General features: G+C 68.1%; 16 protein-coding genes and 1 riboswitch. Of the genes, 12 read left to right on the top strand and 4 right to left on the bottom strand.

Annotation, left to right across the window (positions count from 1 at the left end):
- The first annotated feature begins 30 nt into the window (after positions 1-30).
- The 12 genes from ACIUM1_RS01935 to gcvP all read left to right on the top strand — a co-directional run bounded on the left by ACIUM1_RS01935 (position 31) and on the right by gcvP (position 13,563).
- A complete protein-coding gene (locus tag ACIUM1_RS01935) occupies positions 31-1,674 on the top strand; it encodes an acetolactate synthase (RefSeq protein WP_406815624.1) in 1,644 nt (547 codons plus the stop codon).
- Between the two features lie 37 nt (positions 1,675-1,711).
- The gene (gene secA2 / locus ACIUM1_RS01930) at positions 1,712-4,042 is read left to right on the top strand and encodes an accessory Sec system translocase SecA2 (RefSeq protein ID WP_406815623.1); all 2,331 of its coding nucleotides are present in this window, start codon (positions 1,712-1,714) and stop codon (positions 4,040-4,042) included.
- Positions 4,043-4,111: 69 nt separating this feature from the next.
- The gene (locus ACIUM1_RS01925; protein WP_406815622.1) at positions 4,112-4,741 is read left to right on the top strand and encodes a CDP-alcohol phosphatidyltransferase family protein; all 630 of its coding nucleotides are present in this window, start codon (positions 4,112-4,114) and stop codon (positions 4,739-4,741) included.
- Positions 4,734-5,660 (top strand): DUF881 domain-containing protein, encoded by a 927-nt coding sequence (locus ACIUM1_RS01920; RefSeq protein WP_406815621.1) that lies wholly within the window; start codon positions 4,734-4,736, stop codon positions 5,658-5,660. The genes ACIUM1_RS01925 and ACIUM1_RS01920 overlap by 8 nt, the downstream gene beginning before the upstream one ends.
- Before the next feature lie 55 nt (positions 5,661-5,715).
- Positions 5,716-6,048: a small basic family protein gene (locus ACIUM1_RS01915; RefSeq protein WP_067013011.1), complete on the top strand. Its 333-nt coding sequence runs from the start codon at positions 5,716-5,718 to the stop codon at positions 6,046-6,048.
- A gap of 16 nt (positions 6,049-6,064) precedes the next feature.
- Entirely contained in the window at positions 6,065-6,949 is an 885-nt protein-coding gene (locus ACIUM1_RS01910; protein WP_406815620.1) for a DUF881 domain-containing protein, read from the top strand.
- A 28-nt stretch (positions 6,950-6,977) separates the two neighbouring features.
- Positions 6,978-7,376, top strand: coding sequence for a glycine cleavage system protein GcvH (gcvH, locus tag ACIUM1_RS01905; RefSeq protein ID WP_406815619.1), 399 nt, complete (start codon positions 6,978-6,980; stop codon positions 7,374-7,376).
- A gap of 316 nt (positions 7,377-7,692) precedes the next feature.
- Positions 7,693-8,154: a glycogen accumulation regulator GarA gene (garA, locus tag ACIUM1_RS01900; RefSeq protein ID WP_007771376.1), complete on the top strand. Its 462-nt coding sequence runs from the start codon at positions 7,693-7,695 to the stop codon at positions 8,152-8,154.
- Positions 8,154-8,894, top strand: coding sequence for a MerR family transcriptional regulator (locus ACIUM1_RS01895; RefSeq protein ID WP_406815618.1), 741 nt, complete (start codon positions 8,154-8,156; stop codon positions 8,892-8,894). Before garA ends, ACIUM1_RS01895 begins: the two co-directional genes overlap by 1 nt.
- Positions 8,895-9,008: 114 nt before the next feature.
- Positions 9,009-9,503 carry a bifunctional nuclease family protein gene (locus ACIUM1_RS01890; RefSeq protein ID WP_007771374.1) on the top strand — a complete coding sequence of 165 codons (495 nt, stop codon included), beginning with the start codon at positions 9,009-9,011 and terminating at the stop codon, positions 9,501-9,503.
- A 282-nt stretch (positions 9,504-9,785) separates the two neighbouring features.
- Positions 9,786-10,415, top strand: coding sequence for a MerR family transcriptional regulator (locus tag ACIUM1_RS01885; RefSeq protein ID WP_406815617.1), 630 nt, complete (start codon positions 9,786-9,788; stop codon positions 10,413-10,415).
- Between the two features lie 51 nt (positions 10,416-10,466).
- Positions 10,467-10,563, top strand: a riboswitch (glycine riboswitch).
- A gap of 171 nt (positions 10,564-10,734) precedes the next feature.
- On the top strand, positions 10,735-13,563 hold the full coding sequence (gcvP, locus tag ACIUM1_RS01880) for an aminomethyl-transferring glycine dehydrogenase (protein ID WP_406815616.1): 2,829 nt from the start codon (positions 10,735-10,737) through the stop codon (positions 13,561-13,563).
- A 35-nt stretch (positions 13,564-13,598) separates the two neighbouring features.
- On the opposite strand, the gene ACIUM1_RS01875 is transcribed toward gcvP, so the two are convergent.
- The 4 genes from ACIUM1_RS01875 to ACIUM1_RS01860 form a co-directional block, all read right to left on the bottom strand.
- Positions 13,599-15,710 (bottom strand): hypothetical protein, encoded by a 2,112-nt coding sequence (locus ACIUM1_RS01875; protein WP_406815615.1) that lies wholly within the window; start codon positions 15,708-15,710, stop codon positions 13,599-13,601.
- Between the two features lie 99 nt (positions 15,711-15,809).
- Positions 15,810-18,014, bottom strand: coding sequence for a malate synthase G (locus tag ACIUM1_RS01870; RefSeq protein WP_406815614.1), 2,205 nt, complete (start codon positions 18,012-18,014; stop codon positions 15,810-15,812).
- A 272-nt stretch (positions 18,015-18,286) separates the two neighbouring features.
- Positions 18,287-19,327, bottom strand: coding sequence for a hemolysin family protein (locus ACIUM1_RS01865; RefSeq protein WP_406815613.1), 1,041 nt, complete (start codon positions 19,325-19,327; stop codon positions 18,287-18,289).
- Complete coding sequence (locus ACIUM1_RS01860; protein WP_406815612.1) at positions 19,324-20,694, bottom strand: hemolysin family protein; 1,371 nt, start codon at positions 20,692-20,694, stop codon at positions 19,324-19,326. Before ACIUM1_RS01860 ends, ACIUM1_RS01865 begins: the two co-directional genes overlap by 4 nt.
- Between the last annotated feature and the right edge of the window lie 200 nt (positions 20,695-20,894).

The raw sequence follows: 20,894 nt of genomic DNA, 5'->3' as shown, positions 1-20,894 counted from the left end.
GTACCCGAAGGATCTGGTTAGGCTGCGGTCATGACTACCGACGCCGTCCCCGCACAAACATTGCACGCCGGCCGGCTCGTCGCGCGGCGCCTGCGGGCCAGCGGTGTCGACACCGTCTTCACGCTTTCCGGCGGCCACCTGTTCTCCATCTACGACGGGTGCCGCGACGAGGGTATCCGGCTGATCGACACCCGCCATGAGCAGACCGCGACCTTCGCGGCCGAGGGCTGGTCGAAAGTCACCCGGTCGCCCGGCGTGGCCGCGCTGACCGCGGGGCCGGGCATCACCAATGGGATGAGCGCGATGGCGGCGGCACAGCAGAACCAGTCGCCGCTGGTGGTATTGGGCGGCCGGGCGCCGGCGCAGCGCTGGGGCATGGGCTCGCTGCAGGAGATCGACCACGTGCCGTTCGTGGCGCCGCTGGCCCGCTTCGCCGCCACCGCACAGTCGGCGGACGACGCCGGCCGGCTCGTCGACGACGCACTGCGGGCGGCGGTCGGTGCGCCGTCGGGGGTGGGTTTCGTCGACTTCCCGATGGACCACGCGTTCTCGATGTCCGACGATGACGGCCGGCCCGGCGCCCTCGTCGACCTGCCACCCGGGCCGGCACCCGACGGCGACTCCCTGAGCCGGGCCGCCGCGCTGCTCTCCGCGGCGAAGCGGCCGGTGATCATGGCGGGCACCAACGTCTGGTGGGGCCACGGTGAAGGGGCCCTGCTGCGCCTTGCCGAAGAACTGCAGATCCCGGTGCTGATGAACGGCATGGCCCGCGGCGCCGTTCCCGCCGACCATCCGCTGGCGTTCTCCCGGGCACGCGGAAAAGCGTTGGGGGAGGCCGACGTCGCCCTGATCGTCGGGGTGCCGATGGATTTCCGGCTCGGTTTCGGCGCCGTGTTCGGGGCGCAAACTCAGCTCATCGTGGCGGACCGGGTCGAACCCGAACGCCGCCATCCGCGCCCGGTGCAGGCCGAGCTCTACGGCGACCTCTTGACGATTCTGGCGGCCCTGGCGCCCGCCACCGGAACCGACCATCGGAACTGGATCGACGAACTGCGCAGCGCCGAGACCGCCGCGCGGGCCAAGGAGAAGGCCGAGCTGGCCGACGACCGCAGCCCGTTGCACCCCATGCGGGTCTACGCGGAACTCACACCCATGCTGGATCGCGACGCGATCGTCGTCATCGACGCCGGTGATTTCGGGTCGTACGCCGGACGGGTGATCGACAGCTACCAGCCGGGGTGCTGGCTGGACAGCGGTCCCTTCGGATGTCTGGGGTCGGGCCCGGGCTACGCGCTGGCCGCCAAGCTGGCCTGCCCGGACCGCCAGGTGGTGCTGCTGCAGGGCGACGGCGCGTTCGGCTTCAGCGGCATGGAATGGGACACCCTGGTCCGGCACAACGTGCCGGTGGTGTCCGTGATCGGCAACAACGGCATCTGGGGGCTCGAACACCACCCGATGAAAGCGCTCTACGGCTATTCGGTGGTGGCCGAGCTGCGCCCGGGGACGCGCTACGACGAGGTGGTGCGCGCCCTGGGCGGCCATGGCGAACTGGTCGCCGCACCGGGCGAACTGCGGCCCGCGCTGGAACGCGCCTTCACCAGCGGGCTGCCCGCCGTCGTCAATGTGCTCACCGACCCCGACATCGCCTATCCACGCCGTTCCAACCTCGCTTGATGAATCTGCGCGGTAAGTCACCGCGTACCGTTGACCTGTGCCTAAGACGACCCGCGCTCAACCTGGCCGGCTGAGCAGCCGCTTTTGGAAGCTGCTCGGCGCCAGCACGGAAAAGGACCGCAGCCGCTCGCTCACCCAGGTCACCGACTCGTCGGAGTACGACGACGAGGCCGCCGGGCTGACCGACGAACAGCTACGCAAGGCCGCCGGGCTGCTCAACCTGGAGGACCTCGCGGATTCCGAGGACATCCCGCAGTTCCTCGCCATCGCCCGGGAGGCCAGCGAGCGGGCCAGTGGCATGCGGCCGTTCGACGTTCAGCTGCTGGGCGCGCTGCGCATGCTCGCCGGCGACGTCATCGAGATGGCCACCGGTGAGGGCAAGACCCTCGCGGGCGCGATCGCGGCGGCCGGCTACGCGCTGGCGGGGCGGCACGTGCACGTGGTCACCATCAACGACTATTTGGCCCGTCGTGACGCCGAATGGATGGGTCCCGTCATCGAGGCCATGGGCCTGACCGTCGGCTGGATCACCGCCGAGTCGACCAGCGACGAACGCCGGGCCGCATACGGCTGTGACGTCACCTACGCCTCGGTGAACGAGATCGGCTTCGACGTGCTGCGCGATCAGTTGGTGACCGACGTCGCCGACCTGGTGTCGCCCAACCCCGACGTGGCTTTGATCGACGAGGCCGACTCGGTGCTGGTCGACGAGGCGCTGGTGCCGCTGGTGCTGGCCGGCACCACCCACCGGGAGACGCCGCGGCTGGAGATCATCAAGCTGGCCGGTCAGCTGGAGGCCGGCACCGACTACGACACCGACGCCGACAGCCGCAACGTGCACCTGACCGAGGTCGGTGCCCGCAAGGTGGAAAAGGCGCTCGGCGGCATCGACCTGTACTCCGAGGAACACGTCGGCACCACCCTGACCGAGATCAACGTCGCGCTGCACGCCCACGTGCTCTTGCAGCGCGACGTGCACTACATCGTCCGCGACGACGCGGTGCACCTGATCAACGCCGCGCGCGGGCGGATCGCGCAGCTGCAGCGCTGGCCCGACGGCCTGCAGGCCGCGGTTGAGGCCAAAGAGGGCATCGAGACCACCGAAACCGGCGAGGTGCTGGACACCATCACGGTGCAGGCGCTGATCAACCGCTACGCGACGGTGTGCGGCATGACGGGGACCGCGCTGGCCGCCGGTGAGCAGCTGCGCCAGTTCTACAAACTCGGTGTGTCCCCAATTCCACCGAACGAGCCCAACATTCGCGAAGACGAGTCCGACCGGGTCTACATCACTGCAGCGGCCAAGAACGACGCGATCGTCGCGCACATCGCCGAGGTGAACGAGACCGGGCAGCCGGTGCTGGTGGGCACCCGGGACGTGGCCGAATCCGAGGACCTGCACGAGCGGCTGCTGCGCCGCGGGGTGCCCGCGGTGGTGTTGAACGCCAAAAACGACGCCGAGGAAGCCCAGGTGATCGCCGAGGCGGGCAAGTTCGGCGTCGTCACCGTCTCCACCCAGATGGCCGGGCGCGGCACCGACATCCGCCTCGGCGGCTCCGACGAGGCGGACCATGACCGGGTCGCCGAGCTGGGCGGGCTGCACGTCGTCGGCACCGGACGGCATCACACCCAACGGCTGGACAACCAGCTGCGCGGGCGTGCCGGGCGGCAGGGCGATCCGGGGTCTTCGGTGTTCTTCTCCAGTTGGGAGGACGACGTCGTCGCGGCCAACCTCGACCACAACAAGCTGCCGATGGAGACCGACGAGGACGGCAAGATCCTCAGCCCCAAGGCGGCCGGCCTGCTCGACCACGCCCAGCGGGTGGCCGAGGGTCGCATGCTGGACGTGCACGCCAACACCTGGCGCTACAACCAGTTGATCGCCCAGCAGCGCGCCATCATCGTCGATCGACGTAACACGTTGCTGCGCAACCCAACCGCGCGAGAGGAGCTCGCCGAGCTGGCTCCGAAGCGCTACCAGGAGCTGGCCGAAACCGAGGGAATCTCCGAAGAGCGCCTGGAGACAATCTGCCGGCAGATCATGCTGTATCACCTCGACCGCGGCTGGGCCGATCACCTGGCGTATCTGGCCGACATCCGCGAAAGCATCCACCTGCGCGCGCTGGGCCGGCAAAACCCGCTGGACGAGTTCCACCGGTTGGCCGTGGACGCCTTCGCGTCGCTGGCCGCGGACGCGATCGAGGCGGCACAGCAGACGTTCGAAACCGCGAACGTTCTGGACGAGGAGCCCGGACTGGACCTGTCCAAGCTGGCGCGGCCGACGTCGACGTGGACCTACATGGTCAACGACAACCCGCTGTCCGACGACACATTGTCCACCCTGAGCCTGCCCGGGGTCTTCCGCTAACCCCGAGGGGTTCCGGCGCCCGAGCGTGCGGGCAGCCGTGCACTCGCCGGTGGGCTAATGTCACGGCTCATGGAGCCGGTGCTTCCGCCCAACCGGGTGCTGACGGTGCCCAACGCGCTCAGCGTTGTGCGCCTGGCGCTGATTCCGGTCTTCGGCTACGCCCTGCTGGTCGCGCACGCCAACGGGTGGGCGGTCGCGATTCTGATGTTCAGCGGGGCCTCGGACTGGGCCGACGGCAAGATCGCCCGGCTGCTGGATCAGTCGTCGCGGCTCGGCGTCCTGCTCGACCCGGCGGTCGACCGGCTCTACATGGTGGCCGTGCCCATCGTGCTGGCGTTCAGCGGGATCGTGCCCTGGTGGTTTGTCATCGTCCTGCTCGCGCGGGACGGCCTGCTGGCCGCGACGCTGCCGCTGCTGTGGAGCCGCGGGCTGTCGGCGCTGCCGGTGACCTACATCGGCAAGGCCGCGACCTTCGCCCTGATGTCCGGCTTTCCGCTGGTGCTGCTGGGCAGCTGGGACGCGCTGTGGAGCCGGGTGATCGGCGCCTGCGGATGGGCCTTCCTCATTTGGGGCATGTATGCCTACCTGTGGGCCTTCGTGCAGTATGCGGTGCAGATGGTTCTCGTGCTGCGACGCATGCCCAAGGTCGACCGCGCTTCTCGTCCGTCGGCCGCGGCGAAGGTAGCCGACCATGGCTGATGTGGACCGCCTGCTCGGCGGCTACGACCCCAACGCCGGACACGGCGCGCATGTGGCGTCGCGGCCCAAGCAGATTCCGGTGCCGTCGCTGTTGCGTGCACTGCTGTCCGAGCATCTCGATCCCGGCTACGCGGCGGCGGCGGCCAGACGCGGGGCTGCCGACGTGCCGTCTCGCGGACGCCGGCGCCTGTTCGGCTGGCTCTGGCAGGCGTTGGCCGCGCTGCTGATCGCGACGGTGTTCGCCGCCGCGGTGGCACAGGCCCGCTCGGTGGCGCCCGGGGTGCGGTCCGAGCAACAGCTGCTATTGGACAATGTGCGGTCGACGGAAGGCTCCGCGGCCAAGCTGAACAAGCGCCGCAGCGAGCTGGCGACGCGCGTCGACGACGTGCAACGCCATGCCCTGGCCGAAGACGCCGAGGGACAGCGGCTGCTGAAACGCCTTGACGCGCTCAGCCTGGCGGCCGCCAGCACGGCGATCATCGGGCCCGGCCTGAAGGTGACCGTGACCGATCCCGGTGCCAGCCCGAACCTGTCCGACGTGTCCAAGCAGCGGGTCAGCGGCAGCAGGCAGATCATCCTGGACCGCGATCTGCAATTGCTGGTCAATTCGTTGTGGGCGAGTGGTGCCGAAGCCATTTCGGTCGGCGGCGTGCGGATCGGCCCGAACGTGACGATTCGGCAGGCCGGCGGCGCGATCCTGGTCGACAACAGCCCGACCAGCAGCCCGTACACCGTGCTGGCGATCGGCGCGCCGCGCGCGATGCGCGATGTCTTCGACACCAGCCCCGGCATGCAGCGGCTGAGGCTGCTGCAGGTCTCGTACGGTGTGGTGGTTACCGTGGACGTCGCCGACGGCTTGACGCTCCCTGCCGGTTCGACCCGAGATGTCAAGTTCGCCAAGCAGATTGGGCCACAGTGAGAAGAGTTCTCAACAGGCGCGTCCCCCGGTGCGAGATGCGGATGGGAAACCACGCATGATCGGCATCGCGGCACTGGCCCTTGGCATCGTGCTCGGCCTGGTTTTTCACCCCGCGGTGCCCGAAGTCGTCCAGCCCTATCTGCCGATCGCGGTGGTCGCGGCGCTGGACGCGGTGTTCGGCGGGCTGCGTGCCTATCTGGAGCGGATTTTCGACCCGAAGGTCTTCGTGATTTCGTTCGTGTTCAACGTCTTCGTGGCCGCCCTGATCGTCTATGTCGGTGACCAGTTGGGGGTGGGCACGCAGTTGTCCACCGCCATCATCGTCGTGCTGGGTATCCGCATCTTCGGCAATGCCGCCGCGCTGCGCCGCAGGCTGTTCGGGGCGTGAGGCACTTGAGGTGACCATGAGCCGGGACCCCGAAGACCGCGTCGCAGGCGGCCAAAGTGGTGACGGGCCAACAGGGCCCGCTCGCCCCGGGGCCGATGCGCCGCCGGAACAGGGCGCGCCGCGCGGGCGCCACGAACTGGGCGCGAAAAGCCCCCGTCCGGAAATCGGTCCGGTGCACCGGACCGGGCTTTCCGGCATGCTGCGCGGCGGCCGGTCCCGGATGGCGTTCGGCACGCTGGCCGCCATGCTCTGCCTGCTGCTGGGCGTTGCGATCGTCACCCAGGTCCGCCAGACCGAGTCCGGTGACGCGCTGGAGACGGCCCGGCCGGCAGACCTGTTGGTGCTGCTGGACTCGTTACGGCAGCGTGAAGGCACGCTCAACACCGAGGTGAACGAGCTGCAGAACACGCTCAATTCGTTGCAGGCGTCCGGAAACAACGACCAGGCCGCCATCCAATCCGCGCAGTCCCGGCTGGCGGCGCTGTCCATTCTGGTCGGGGCGGTCGGCGCCACCGGCCCTGGCGTCACCGTCACGATCGAGGACCCCGGGCCCGGGGTTTCGCCCGAGGCGATGCTCGACGTGATCAACGAGTTGCGCGCCGCCGGCGCCGAGGCGATCGAAGTGAACGATGCGCACCAATCGGTGCGCGTGGGTGTCGACACCTGGGTGGCGGGTATGCCCGGGTCGCTGATCATCGACTCCAAAACCCTGTCGCCGCCGTATTCGATTCTGGCGATTGGCGATCCGCCCACCCTCGCCGCGGCGATGAACATCCCCGGTGGCGCCCAGGACACCGTCAAGCGCGTCGGTGCCCGAATGTCCGTCCAGCAGGCCGACCGAGTGGACGTGACCACCTTGCGGCAACCAAAACCGCACCAATACGCTCAGCCCGTCAAGTGAGCACCACCCGAACAGAACAGGATCACTCGTGAGCGATATCCCGCCCGATCTGCGCTATACCGCCGAACACGAATGGGTTCGTCGAAGTGGGGATGACACCGTGCGAGTTGGCATCACCGATTTTGCGCAGTCGGCGTTGGGCGATGTCGTTTTCGTTCAACTGCCCGACGTGGGCACCGAGCTGACCGCGGGCGAATCCTTCGGCGAGGTCGAATCGACGAAATCGGTGTCGGACTTGTATGCCCCGGTGTCCGGCACAGTGTCGGCGGTCAACACCGATCTGGACGGCAGCCCGCAACTGGTGAACTCCGACCCGTACGGGGATGGTTGGTTGCTGGCTGTCCAGGTATCCGACGTCGCCGAATTGGAGTCGGCCATTTCGGCGCTGCTCGACGCTGAGGCCTACCGCGGGACGCTGACCGAATGACGATTGCTAATGTCCCTGCAGCCCCGCACGGCGAGCGAGCGGTGCGGCGCGGGGTACGGGGGAGTCGAAGGTTCGGATCGTCAGGTGGTGGGCGCATCGCAGGCCGGTGCGCGGTACCGTCGACACATCGACCATCGAAGACCTTCGAAGACCTTCGAAGACCTTCGAAGATCGCTGAAAGACACGTGAAAGACACTTTGCAAGTACGAGACGGCAGTAATCGGCATACCGGGCAGACAAACCTGGTGGGTAAGCCGGCCGATTGGCCCGGACAGATAACGCCACAGCAGCCAGTGAGGAGCAGCGCGTGACGGACATGGACAACGACCAGAATTCGGACGAAGTCACGGTAGAAACGACTTCGGTATTCCGCGCCGACTTCCTCAACGAGCTGGACGCTCCCGCACAAGCGGGAACCGAGAGCGCGGTATCCGGGGTCGAGGGACTCCCGGCGGGCTCGGCGCTACTGGTCGTCAAGCGTGGACCGAATGCGGGCTCGCGGTTTTTGCTGGACCAGCCGACCACCTCCGCCGGCCGGCACCCGGACAGCGACATCTTCCTCGATGACGTGACGGTCAGCCGCCGGCACGCCGAATTCAGGTTGGAAAACAACGAATTCAGCGTCGTCGACGTTGGTAGTCTCAACGGCACTTACGTCAATCGTGAGCCCGTGGATTCCGCGGTCCTCGCCAACGGTGACGAAGTGCAGATCGGCAAGTTCCGCTTGGTGTTTCTGACCGGACCCAAGCAGGGTGAGGATGGAGGATCGTCAGGCTAGTGAGCGCACCCGATAGCTCGGCACTGGCCGGGATGTCGATTGGGGCGGTCCTGGAACTGCTCAGGCCGGACTTCCCCGATGTCACCATCTCCAAGATCCGCTTCTTGGAGGCCGAGGGGTTGGTGACGCCGCAGCGGGCCGCGTCGGGGTATCGAAGGTTCACCGCATACGACTGCGCGCGGTTGCGGTTCATCCTTACCGCGCAACGTGATCACTACCTGCCGCTGAAGGTCATCAGGGCGCAACTGGACGCCCAACCCGACGGCGAGCTGCCCCCCGCCCGAACGGCTTATTCCGCCCCGCGCCTGGTGTCGGTGGCGGGAACCGGGGCGGACGCGGGCTCCGACACCTCGGCGGTCGCGCCCACCCACGTCCGGCTGAGCCGCGAGGAACTGCTGAACCGCGCGGGCGTCGGTGACGACCTGCTGACCGCGCTGCTCAAAGCCGGTGTCATCACCACCGGCGCCGCCGGCTTTTTCGACGAGCACGCCGTAGTCATCCTGCAATGCGCGCGGGCTCTGTCGGACTACGGTGTCGAGCCGCGGCATTTGCGCGCCTTCCGGTCGGCCGCCGATCGGCAATCGGATCTGATCGCCCAAATCGCCGGGCCGGTAGTCAAAGCCGGCAAGGCCGGCGCACGCGATCGCGCCGACGATTTGGCGCGCGAAGTCGCGGCGCTCGCCATCACGTTGCACACGTCGTTGGTCAAATCCGCCGTTCGCGACGTTCTGCATCGCTGAGGACTAGACTTCGGTCGACAGCTTGGTTTTCGGCAGTAGGGCGGATTTTTTACCTCGGCGTCTACCGGCGAGTACCAATCCAACCGGCGCCACTAATGCGGAGGGCAGACACAGATGGGTGAAGTTCGTGTTGTCGGCATTCGCGTAGAGCAGCCGCAGAACCAGCCGGTGCTGTTACTGCGCGAAACCAACGGTGACCGTTACCTGCCGATCTGGATCGGTCAGTCAGAGGCTGCCGCCATCGCCCTCGAGCAGCAGGGCGTCGAGCCCCCCCGTCCATTGACGCACGACCTGATCAGGGATGTCATTGCCGCTCTTGGGCATTCGCTGAAAGAGGTGCGGATCGTCGATCTGCAAGAGGGCACTTTCTACGCTGACCTGGTGTTCGACCGCAACATCACCGTGTCGGCCCGGCCCTCGGACTCGGTGGCGATCGCGCTGCGGGTCGGCGTTCCGATCTATGTCGAGGAAGGCGTGCTCGCCCAGGCCGGCCTGCTGATCCCCGACGAGAGCGACGAGGAAGGTGGCACCGCCGTCCGGGAGGACGAGGTGGAGAAGTTCAAAGAATTTCTCGACAGCGTCTCTCCGGACGATTTCAAGGCCACCTAGCGCAAACCCGCTGCTACCAGCAGTTGGGAACGGCGGGCCTGCTGGTTTAGCCTGGATCTCGACATCACGGATCCATCTCAAACGACACCGTGATGTCGACACGCTGGTGGATAGCCCGCCCACTTGGCCTCGCGGCGGCCATACTTTGATCGCGACTACAGGCGCGGCGGCTACCGGAAAGCGTAAGCTCTACTAGCTAGCACTCGGGCCTGAGCAACGTGGCTGTCATGCAGCCTCAAGACGCAGCTAACGACGAGAGCGCGATCGCGGAGAGGAACCACCGTGAGCGAGCAGCCACGCCAAGAGCAGCTCAACCTAGCTGAGAGCGGGAACCCGGCGAGCAATGACCGCGCCGTCACCGTAGCCAGCGCACCCGTTCAGCCCGGACTTTTCCCGGATGACTCCGTGCCCGACGAACTGGTCGGCTACCGCGGCCCGAGCGCCTGCCAGATCGCCGGCATCACGTACCGGCAGCTGGACTACTGGGCACGCACCTCGCTGGTGGTCCCGTCGATCCGCAGCGCGGCGGGCTCCGGCAGCCAGCGGCTCTACTCATTCAAGGACATCCTGGTCCTCAAGATCGTCAAGCGGTTGCTGGACACCGGGATCTCGCTGCACAACATCCGCGTCGCGGTCGATCACCTGCGCCAGCGCGGCGTCCAAGACCTGGCCAACATCACGCTGTTCTCCGACGGCACCACCGTTTACGAGTGCACGTCGGCCGAAGAGGTCGTCGACCTGCTGCAGGGCGGGCAGGGCGTCTTCGGCATCGCCGTGTCAGGCGCCATGCGCGAGCTGACCGGCGTCATCGCGGACTTCCCCGGCGAGCGTGCCGACGGCGGCGAGTCGATCGCCGAGCCGGAGGACGAGCTGGCGTCGCGGCGCAAGCACCGCGACCGCAAAATCGGCTGACGGCGCTCCCGCGACCGCGCCTCGAGCGGCCGGGTAAACTGGTCTGCGCATCGCATTCGTGCGGGAGAGTTCGTGACGGCCAGTCACGGACGCCGAAGGAGCAACACCTCTCCGTCAACCTCTCAGGCACCCGGACCGCGCGAAATCATGATGCCTCTGGAAAGCGGCGTGGGCCCTGTGCTCCGCGCCCGCCGATGGGGAAAGGCGCTCAGGCAGCATCGGGCGCCGAATCTCTCAGGCGCCCGGCGAACGGGTGAAGACAGAGGGGGAGGGCCGTAGTCCTCTGCCTTGACTTGTCTTCGCCCACTCAGGAGTTCCAGTGTCCGATCAATTCACTTTCGCAGCTCGGCACATCGGCCCGGACAGCCAGGCCGTCGCCGCCATGCTCGCCGTCATCGGCGTCGACTCGCTGGACGAGCTGGCCGGCAAGGCGGTTCCGGCCGGCATCCTGGACCGGCTGACCGGCGCAGGTGCCGCGCCGGGCCTCGACCGGCTGCCCCCGCCGGCCAGTGAGACCGAGGCGCTGGCCGAGTTGCGGGAGCTGGCCGAGGCCAACACGGTGGCCGTGTCCATGATCGGGCAGGGCTACTACGACACGCTCACGCCTCCGGTGTTGCTGCGCAACATCCTGGAAAACCCGGCCTGGTACACCGCCTACACGCCGTACCAGCCGGAGATCAGCCAGGGCCGGCTCGAGGCGCTACTGAATTTCCAGACCATGGTCGCCGACCTCACCGGCCTCGAGGTCGCCAACGCCTCGATGCTCGACGAGGGCACCGCGGCGGCCGAGGCCATGACGTTGATGCACCGCGCGGCGCGCGGGAAGGCCAACCGCCTGGCGGTGGACGCCGACGTCTTCGCCCAGACCGCGGCCATCCTGGCCACCCGCGCCCAGCCGCTGGGCATCGAGATCGTCACCGCCGACCTGCGCGACGGGCTGCCGGAAGGCGACTTCTTCGGCGTCATCGCCCAACTGCCCGGGGCCAGTGGCCGGGTCACCGACTGGGCGGGCCTGGCGCAGCAGGCGCACGACCGTGGCGCGCTGGTCGCCATCGGCGCCGACCTGCTCGCCATGACGCTGATCACGCCTCCCAGTGAGGTCGGCGCCGACGTCGCCTTCGGCAGCACCCAAAGGTTCGGTGTGCCAATGGGATTCGGTGGGCCGCATGCCGGCTACCTGGCGGTGCACGCCAACCATGCACGGCAGCTGCCGGGCCGGCTGGTCGGTGTGTCGCAGGACGCCGACGGGTCACCGGCCTACCGGCTGGCGTTGCAGACCCGCGAGCAACACATCCGCCGCGACAAGGCGACCAGCAACATCTGTACCGCGCAGGTGCTGCTGGCGGTGATGGCCGCGATGTACGCCAGCTACCACGGCGCCGAGGGGCTGACCACGATCGCACGCCGCGTGCACGGTCACGCCCGGGCGATCGGTGCCGCCCTCGGCGATGCGCTGGTGCACGACAAGTACTTCGACACCGTCCTGGCCCGGGTGCCCGGCCGCGCCGCCGAGGTGATCGCCGCGGCCAAGGCGAACGGCATCAACCTGTGGCGGGTCGACGACGACCACGTGTCGGTGGCCTGCGACGAGGTCACCACCGACGAGCACGTCGCCGCGGTGCTGGAGGCCTTCGGATTGCCCGCCGGGCAGGTCGGTGACGGTGCCGGCATCATCACCCGCACCTCGGAGTTCCTGACCCATCCGGCGTTCACCCAGTACCGCACCGAGACGGCGATGATGCGCTACCTGCGGGCGCTGGCTGACAAGGATATCGCCTTGGACCGCAGCATGATTCCGCTCGGATCCTGCACCATGAAGCTCAATGCCGCCGCGGAGATGGAACCGATCACCTGGCCGGAATTCGCCCGGCAGCATCCGTTCGCGCCGGCATCGGACACGCCGGGGCTGCGGCGCCTGATCGCCGACCTGGAGACCTGGTTGGTGCAGATCACCGGTTACGACGCCGTCTCGCTGCAACCCAACGCCGGGTCGCAGGGCGAGTACGCCGGGCTGCTGGCCATCCACGATTACCACGCCAGCCGCGGGGAGCCGCACCGCGACATCTGCCTGATCCCGTCCAGCGCGCACGGCACCAACGCGGCGTCGGCGGCGCTGGCCGGCATGCGGGTCGTCGTGGTGGCCTGCCACACCAATGGCGACGTGGATCTCGACGACCTGCGCGCCAAGGTCGGCGAGCACCGCGACCGGCTGTCGACGCTGATGATCACCTACCCGTCCACGCACGGCGTCTACGAGCACGACATCGCCGAGATCTGCGCGGCCGTGCACGAGGCGGGTGGTCAGGTCTACGTGGACGGCGCCAACCTCAATGCTCTGGTCGGGCTGGCGCGGCCGGGCAAGTTCGGCGGTGACGTCAGCCATCTGAACCTGCACAAGACGTTCTGCATCCCGCACGGCGGCGGGGGGCCCGGCGTCGGGCCGGTGGCGGTGCGCTCGCATCTGGCGCCGTTCCTGCCCGGACACCCATACGCCCCGGAACTCCCGCAGGGCCATCCGGTGTCGGCGGCGCCCTACGGGTCGGCCTCGATCCTGCCGATCAGCTGGGCCTACATCAGGATGATGGGCGCCGAGGGCTTGCGGGCGGCATCGCTGACCGCGATCACCTCGGCCAACTACATCGCCCGCCGCCTCGACGAGTACTTCCCGGTGCTCTACACCGGCGAGAACGGCATGGTCGCCCACGAATGCATCCTGGACCTGCGGGGCATCACCAAGAACACCGGCGTCACCGTCGACGATGTGGCAAAGCGATTGGCGGACTACGGTTTCCACGCACCCACCATGAGCTTCCCGGTGGCCGGCACCCTGATGGTGGAGCCCACCGAGAGCGAAACCCTGACCGAAGTCGACGCGTTCTGCGATGCCATGATCGCCATCCGCGGCGAGATCGACCGGGTGGGCGCGGGGGAGTGGCCCGTCGACGACAACCCGCTGCGCGGCGCTCCGCACACTGCCGAGTGCCTGGTGGTCAGCGATTGGGACCACCCCTACACCCGGGAACAGGCCGCCTACCCGCTGGGCAAGGAGTTCCGGCCGAAGGTGTGGCCGCCGGTGCGCCGCATCGACGGCGCCTACGGCGATCGCAACCTGGTCTGCTCGTGCCCGCCGGTGGAGGCGTTCGCCTGACGGACCGACCGGTCCGGCCTCACCCGACCACGCCGTCAGCTCAGAAACGCGTTGACCGCCGCGGCGAGGTCGGGGGAGGCCGATGTCGCGAGGTTCTGATAGCCACCGCCGCTGAGCTGAGCGACCGCTTCCCAGGTCGCCCGGTCCGGGTCCGCACCGAAATCGATCACGTTCACCGCGATCGGTTTGGCCGGATCGGCACTCTTGCGGATGAAGTCCTGTAGGCCCGGCCCGTCCAGGGTCTGGTCGGTGTGCGGACCCGCGGTGATCAACAGGATCGAATTCGTCTGGCCGGCATGGTAATTGGTCTGCATATCCTGGTAGAGCATCCGCAGCGTGGTGAACGACACGGCGCCGCCGCTCGACGAGTACTGCTTGTCCAGCGCGGCGGCCAGTGCCGCCGAACGGGGCTGGCCGTTGACTGGGTCGGACAGCGGCCCGCTCGCCACCTCCGAGCGGCCCTCGTGCCCGTCGAACGTCCACAACCCCACCACCGCCGTGCCGGGCAGCGCTTTGATCTTGTCCTGCAGCGCCCCGATCACGTTGGCCAGCCGGGTTTTTCCGCCTTCCTGGCCGGGCATCGACTGGTCGAGCATGATGGTGGTGGCCTGTCCGCTCGACGGGCTGGCCATCGCCTCGGCCAGGGTTGCCCGCATCGGGTCATCACCCACCGACAGCGCGGCCGGCAGCGCCGGGAAATTCGTGACGGGACTGCTGGGCGGTTTGACGCCGTTGACGCGGAAGCCGGCCTTCGCCAGCTTGGCCAGCTGGTCTGACTTGTGCATGTACCGCGAGAACTCGCTGGCCGCCGATGCCTGTTCTCGGCTGAGCCACGAACCGCTGAGCAGCACGGTGGGATAGTCGGCCACCGCGGCAGACCCCGGGGGAAGCCAGAACCCCAAGGCGCCCTTGGCGTCTGGCAAGGACTGGCCACGCTGGAAGAGCTGCTGTTCGGTGGTGACGACGGCGTGCACCGGCGCGGTCGCGGGGTCGCCGGGCTTCAGCAGCGCGTTCATCGCCTCGGTCAGCGAGTTGTCGGCCAGTTTGGGTTGCGCGCTCAACAGGCTGCGCACCGCGCCGGTGCCCTGCGTCGCCGGGGCGCCTGGCGGCACCGACGCGGCGGCCACCGCCTCTCCGGCCAGAAACGACGCGTCCCCGTTGCCGTTCATCGGCAGCGCCAAGCGCAGTGAGCCCCACGCCGGTAAGTTCAGTCCTGCCAAGGCATTCGGGTTGGTCTGCAAGCCGGGCAGCGCCGCCCAGTTCTGGTTGGACAGCGCCGGCGCGAGTTGGGGACGGATGGCCAGCACCACCGGCGAGGTGACCAGCGAATGGCTCTCGGTGACGGTCTTCTGGGCGGTCGCACCGGCGAGCCGCGCGGCCGAGATCGAACTTCCCGGAATCCACAACGCCGGCTGGCCGCCCAGCTCCGCGGGCCACTTGCCGATGAAGCCGTTGAGCACGGCGTCGGAGTTCGCCGGCTTGACGCTCACCACCATGCAGTGGTCGCCCACCGGCCCGGCGGACTTGTTGTAGCTTTCGGCCAGTTGCGCAACGGAATCGGCGATCGACGGGTCGGCGACGACGGCCACCGTCTCCTGGCCCCCCACGCAGCGGCCGGCCGCGGTGTGCGAACGCTTGGACAACGCGTCACCGAAGAAGCTCCACAGGATCACCGATCCCACCACGACGACGACGGCCACCAGCGCCACGATCACTCCGATGCTGACCCCGCGGCGTCCGCCCTCGCTGCGATGGCCACCCAGCCGATCGGCGAGCCCACGATGCCCGCCCCGGAAGATCGACGGCGGTGTGGACGGCGGCTCCTGGCTCGACGCGGCAGCCGGCCGGGACGGAAACTCCGGATAGTCGTCAGCGGTGTCGTCTACGAACGAATCCTCGGCCAAGTAGGGATCGTCGTCGTCCGCGGCGAAGCCCTCGGCGGGATGGCGACGCTCGTCGGAGTAGCCCTGCTCCGGGCCGTCCTCGTCCGAGGGGTCACCCTCGTCGGAGTAGCGGTCGGCTTCTCGGTCGCCGCCGTCGCGGCGGCGGCGTCCTGGCTCTTCACCCCGGGACGGCTCGTCGACGACGTCGTCGACAGCAGGCTCGTCGAGGGAGTCGTCAGGGTCGGGCGCACTGTGCCTACCCATAGCAGTGCCGGCGGCCTTTCCGTCGATCCATCGTTAACTCGCGCCGATTTTAGTCATCGACGGCACTATTACACGTTCGGAGCCGATTCGAGCGCAGGCTCAATTCGACTGCGCGGCGCGCGCCTTGGCTTCACGCCGGCGGCGATGCAGGATCGGCTCGGTGTAACCGTTGGGCTGCTGCGTTCCGGTCAGGATCAGATCCTGTGCCGCAAGGAATGCCAGGCTCTCGTCGAAGTTCGGCGCCATCGGCAGGTATGCCGCGTCCTTGGCGTTCTGCTCGTCGACCAGCGGGGCCATCCGCTCCAGGCTGGCCCGCACGTCCTCCTCGGTAATCACGCCGTGGCGCAGCCAGTTGGCCAGCAGTTGGCTCGAAATACGAAGCGTGGCACGGTCTTCCATCAGTGCCACGTCGTGAATGTCGGGCACCTTCGAGCAGCCGACACCCTGCGCGACCCAGCGCACCACGTAGCCCAGGATGGACTGGCAGTTGTTGTCGACCTCCTCGCGGATCTCCTCGGGAGCCCAGGCCAATTCTTTGGCCAGCGGGATGGTCAGCAACTCCTCGATCGTGGTGCGCTTCTTGCCGGCCAGCTCCTCCTGCACGGCGGCCACGTCGACGTAGTGGTAGTGCATCGCGTGCAGGGTGGCCGCCGTCGGCGAGGGCACCCACGCGGTGCTCGCGCCCGCCTTCGGTTGGCTGATCTTCTGCTCGACCATATCGGCCATCAGCTCGGTCATCGCCCACATGCCCTTGCCGATCTGGGCCTTGCCCTTGAAGCCGGCCGCCAGGCCGATGTCGACGTTGGCGTCCTCGTAGGCCTTGATCCACGTGGTGTTCTTCATCGCGCCCTTGCGGATCATCGGCCCGGCCTCCATCGAGGTGTGGATCTCGTCGCCGGTGCGGTCCAGGAAGCCGGTGTTGATGAACACCACCCGGTCGGCCGCGGCCTTGATGCAGGCCTTCAGGTTGACGGTGGTGCGCCGTTCCTCGTCCATGATGCCGACCTTCAGCGTGCCCTGCGGCAGGCCGAGAACGTCCTCGACGCGGCTGAACAGCTCGCAGGTGTAGGCCACCTCGTCGGGTCCGTGCATCTTGGGCTTGACGATGTAAATGGACCCGGTGCGGCTGTTGGCCAGTGGCCCGTTCGCGTCACCGGTCTTGAGCCCGTGGATCGCGGTCAGGCCGGTGAACAGCGCATCCATGATGCCCTCGAACACCTCTTTTTCTTCGTCGCCTTCGCTCCACACGATCGCGTCGTTGGTCATCAGGTGACCCACGTTGCGCACGAACATCAGGCTGCGGCCGGGCAGGGTCAGCTCGCCCTCGCCGTCGGGGGTGCGGTAGGTGCGGTCCTCGTTGAGCACCCGGGTGAAGCTTTTGCCGTCCTTGTTGACCTCTTCGGACAGATCGCCCTTGTTCAGCCCGAGCCAGTTGCGGTAGCCGAGCACCTTGTCGTCGGCGTCGACGGCCGCGACGGAGTCCTCGAAGTCCATGATCGTCGTGACGGCCGATTCCAGGACGACGTCCTTGATCCCCGCGGCGTCGGTCTTGCCGACCGGTGACTCCGGGTCGATCAGGATCTCGATGTGCAGGCCGTGGTTGACCAGCAAGACCGACCAATTGGGGGCACCGAGCTCGCCGGTGTAGCCGGCGAACTTCTCCGGGTCGGCCAGGCCGACGGACCCGTCGGCGGTCGCGATCGTGAGCCGGCCGTCCTCGACACTGAGCCCCGTCGCGTCGGCCCACGATCCGGATTCCAGCGGCACGGCCTGGTCGAGGAACCGGCGCGCGTAGGCGATCACCTTGTCGCCGCGCACCTTGTTGTAACTCGTGCCCTTCTCGGCGCCGTCGCTCTCGGGAATGACGTCGGTGCCGTACAGGGCGTCGTAGAGCGAACCCCACCGGGCGTTGGCGGCGTTCAGCGCGAACCGCGCGTTGAGCACCGGCACCACCAGCTGCGGGCCGGCGGTCGTGGTGATCTCGTCGTCCACGCCGGAGGTGGTGATGGTGAAGTCCGCGGGTTCGGGTAGCAGATAACCGATTTCGGTGAGGAACTCGCGGTACGCCTCGATGTCGAGCGGCTCGATGACACGCTGCCGGTGCCACTTGTCGATCTGGGCCTGCAGCTCGTCACGCCGGCGCAGCAAGTCCTGGTTCTTGGGGGTGAGGTCGGTGACCACCTTGTCGACGCCCGCCCAGAAACTGTCGGGGTCGATGTCGGTGCCGGGCAACGCCTCGTTGTTCACGAAGTCGTAGAGCACTCGGGCGACGCGCAAGTTCCCCGCCGACACGCGATCAGTCATGATTCTCCTCCGTCATGGGCCGCACCGGACCATCGTTGGGCCAGATTGGCAATGCCATAAGCCTACCGAGCGCAGCGCTATCCGCCCGACCCGGCAGGCGCAGGTCAGGCGGCGCTGACAGCCCCGAGAACGACGCCGCGGCGAGCACCGGGATCTGTTTCCAGCAACGCATGTTCCGCGCGTCCACGGTCCTCTGCCCCCAGCACTTTCTTAACTGGTAGCCGTGAAAGATCATACGGGCTGCGCCCAGGCGTACCGGCCGGCCAGTACCGCTACGCGTCGCGCATGGTGCCGACGAGGTCTTCAACCAGGTCTTCCATCGCCACCATGGCCACCACGGCCCCCGCTTCGTCGGTCACCAAGGCCAGATGGCTGTTGCTGCGACGCATCCGGGACAGCGCGTCGGCCAGCGGCAGTGACCGGGACAGCCGCGGCAACGGCCGTACCATCGCCAGATCGATCACCGTCTGCGGATCGTCACCGAGCGTCAGCACGTCCTTGATGTGCAGATATCCGAGGAAGGTGCCGCCGACGCTGGCCACCGGGAACCGGGAGTAACCGGTCTGGGCCAGGGCCCGCTCGACCGCCCCGACCGTCGGGCCCGAACCCGCCGCGGCGACCGGTATCGCATGCACCCTGGCGAGCGGGACCGCCACGTCACCGACCACGCGGTGACGAATCTGCAGCGCCCTGGTCAGCCGGGTGCGTTCCTCGCGGTCCAGCAAGCCCTCCGACTCGGATTCGGCGATCATCTCGCTGAGCTCGACGGGGGAGACTGTGATCTCCAGCTCGTCCTTGGGTTCGACCCCGACCGCACGCACCACCAGGTTGGCGCACCGGTTGTAGAACACAATGAACGGCCGGGCGGCCCGCACGTAGGCCAGATACGGCGGGACCAGCAGCATCGCGGTGCGCTCCGGGCCGGCCAGCGCGATGTTCTTCGGCACCATTTCACCCAGCAGGACGTGCAGCGTCACCACGATCGCCAGCGCGATCGCGAACGACAACGTGTGCAGCAGCGCCGGCGGAATTCCGGTCAGCCCGAGCGCCGTGCGCAGTAGGTTGGCCACCGTCGACTCGCCGATCCGGCCCAATAGCAGGGACGCGGCCGTGACGCCCAACTGGGCGCCGGCCAGCATGGACGGCAGTTGCTCCCCGGCGCGGATCACCGTCACCGCGGCCGCTTTGCCCTGTTCGGCCAGCGCCTCGAGGCGGTCGCGCCGCGCCGAGATCAACGAGAACTCCGCGCCGACGAAGAACGCGTTCACCCCGATCAGCAGGCAGGTCAGCAGCAGGCCCATGGTGTCGCTCATCGGCGCACCCCGGCCGCGGGGACGTCGCCCTGGCTGCTCAGTTCGATCAACTCGAGCAGGTCGATGCGGCGGCCGTCCATCCGGATAACCGTTGCCTGCCAACGCGTCACGGCGTCCAGCAAGCCGTCGGCGTCCAACGCGGGCAGCTCGACCGTGTCACCGGCCACCGGAATGTGACCGATCTCGCGCAGCACCAGGCCACCGATGGTCTCGTAGGGGCCTTCGGGCGCCCGAAAGCCGGTGGCCGCCGCCACCTCGTCGATGCGCAGCAGGCCCGACACCCGCCAGCCGCTGCCGGCCGGCACCACATCCGGAGTCGCGTCGTCGTGCTCGTCGCGGACATCGCCGACGATTTCCTCGATCAGGTCCTCGACGGTCACCATGCCGGCGGTTCCGCCGTATTCGTCGACGACCAGGGCGGTTTGCAGGGCGTTGGCCCGGATCTCGGCCATCACGGCGTCGCCGTCCAGCGTCGACGGCACCTTGGGAACGGGTTGGGCCACCGTGATCAGCCGAGTGCGGGCCCGTTCGGTCCGCGGGATGGCGAACACCTGCTTGACGTGCACGATGCCGACCGTCTCGTCGAGGTCGCCATCGACGATCGGGAATCGGGAGAATCCGGATTCGGCGGCCGCGGTCACCAGGTCGGCGACCGTATCGTCGGTCTGCAGCGCGACGATCTTGGACCGGGGCGTCATCAGCTCCTCGGCGGTCAGGGTTCCGAACTGCAGCGATCGCCGCACCAGGGCCGCCGTCGCGGCGTCCAGGGCGCCGCTGCGCGCCGACGAACGCACCAGCGACAAAAGCTCCTGCGGTGACCGGGCCGACCGCAGTTCTTCGGCCGGTTCGACGCCGAGCCGGCGCACGATCCAGTTGGCGGCGCCGTTGGTCAGCCGGATCGCCGGGGTGAGCAGCAGCGAAAACAACAGCTGAGCGCTCACCACGGCGCGGGCCGTCGACAGCGGACGCGCCACCGCCAGGTATTTGGGCACGAGCTCGCCGAACACCATCGACACCGACGTCACAATCACCAGCACCAGGAAGGCCATGATCGCGTCGCCGACCCTGTCGGGTATGCCGATCGCATCCAGCCACGGGTGCGGCAGGTCGGCCACCATGGGATCGGTCAGGTAACCGGCCGCCAGCGTGGTGACCGAGATGCCCAACTGGGCCCCCGACAGTTGAAACGACAGCCGGTGGTGCGCGCGGCGAATCCAGCGGTCGCGGCGTCCGCCGCCGCGCGCGTTCGCCTCGACCGCGCTGCGGTCCAGGGTGGTCAGCGAAAACTCCGCGGCGACGAAGACGGCGTTGCCGAAGATGAGCACCGCGATCGCCACGATGCTGATCACGGTGACGGTGACGTTCATGGGCAACGCCGCCGGCCGGGTGATGGGGAAGGCGTGATCACCGCGGGCGGCGCCGAAGGAGGCTCCGCATCGGGCGATTCGTCGGACGGCCCGTGCGCCCGCAAGCCGATGGCTGGCACGGGTGCCTGCGGCACGTCGATCCTTTCGCTTCCTGGTGGCCGGGCGGCCGGTTGCTGGCGTATTTGCTGCCCAATGCTAGC

The organism is Mycobacterium sp. M23085 (assembly GCF_045343915.1).
GTDB lineage: Bacteria > Actinomycetota > Actinomycetes > Mycobacteriales > Mycobacteriaceae > Mycobacterium.
Note: the sequence above shows the minus strand (reverse complement) of the source record. Positions and strands in the feature narration are given on the sequence as shown.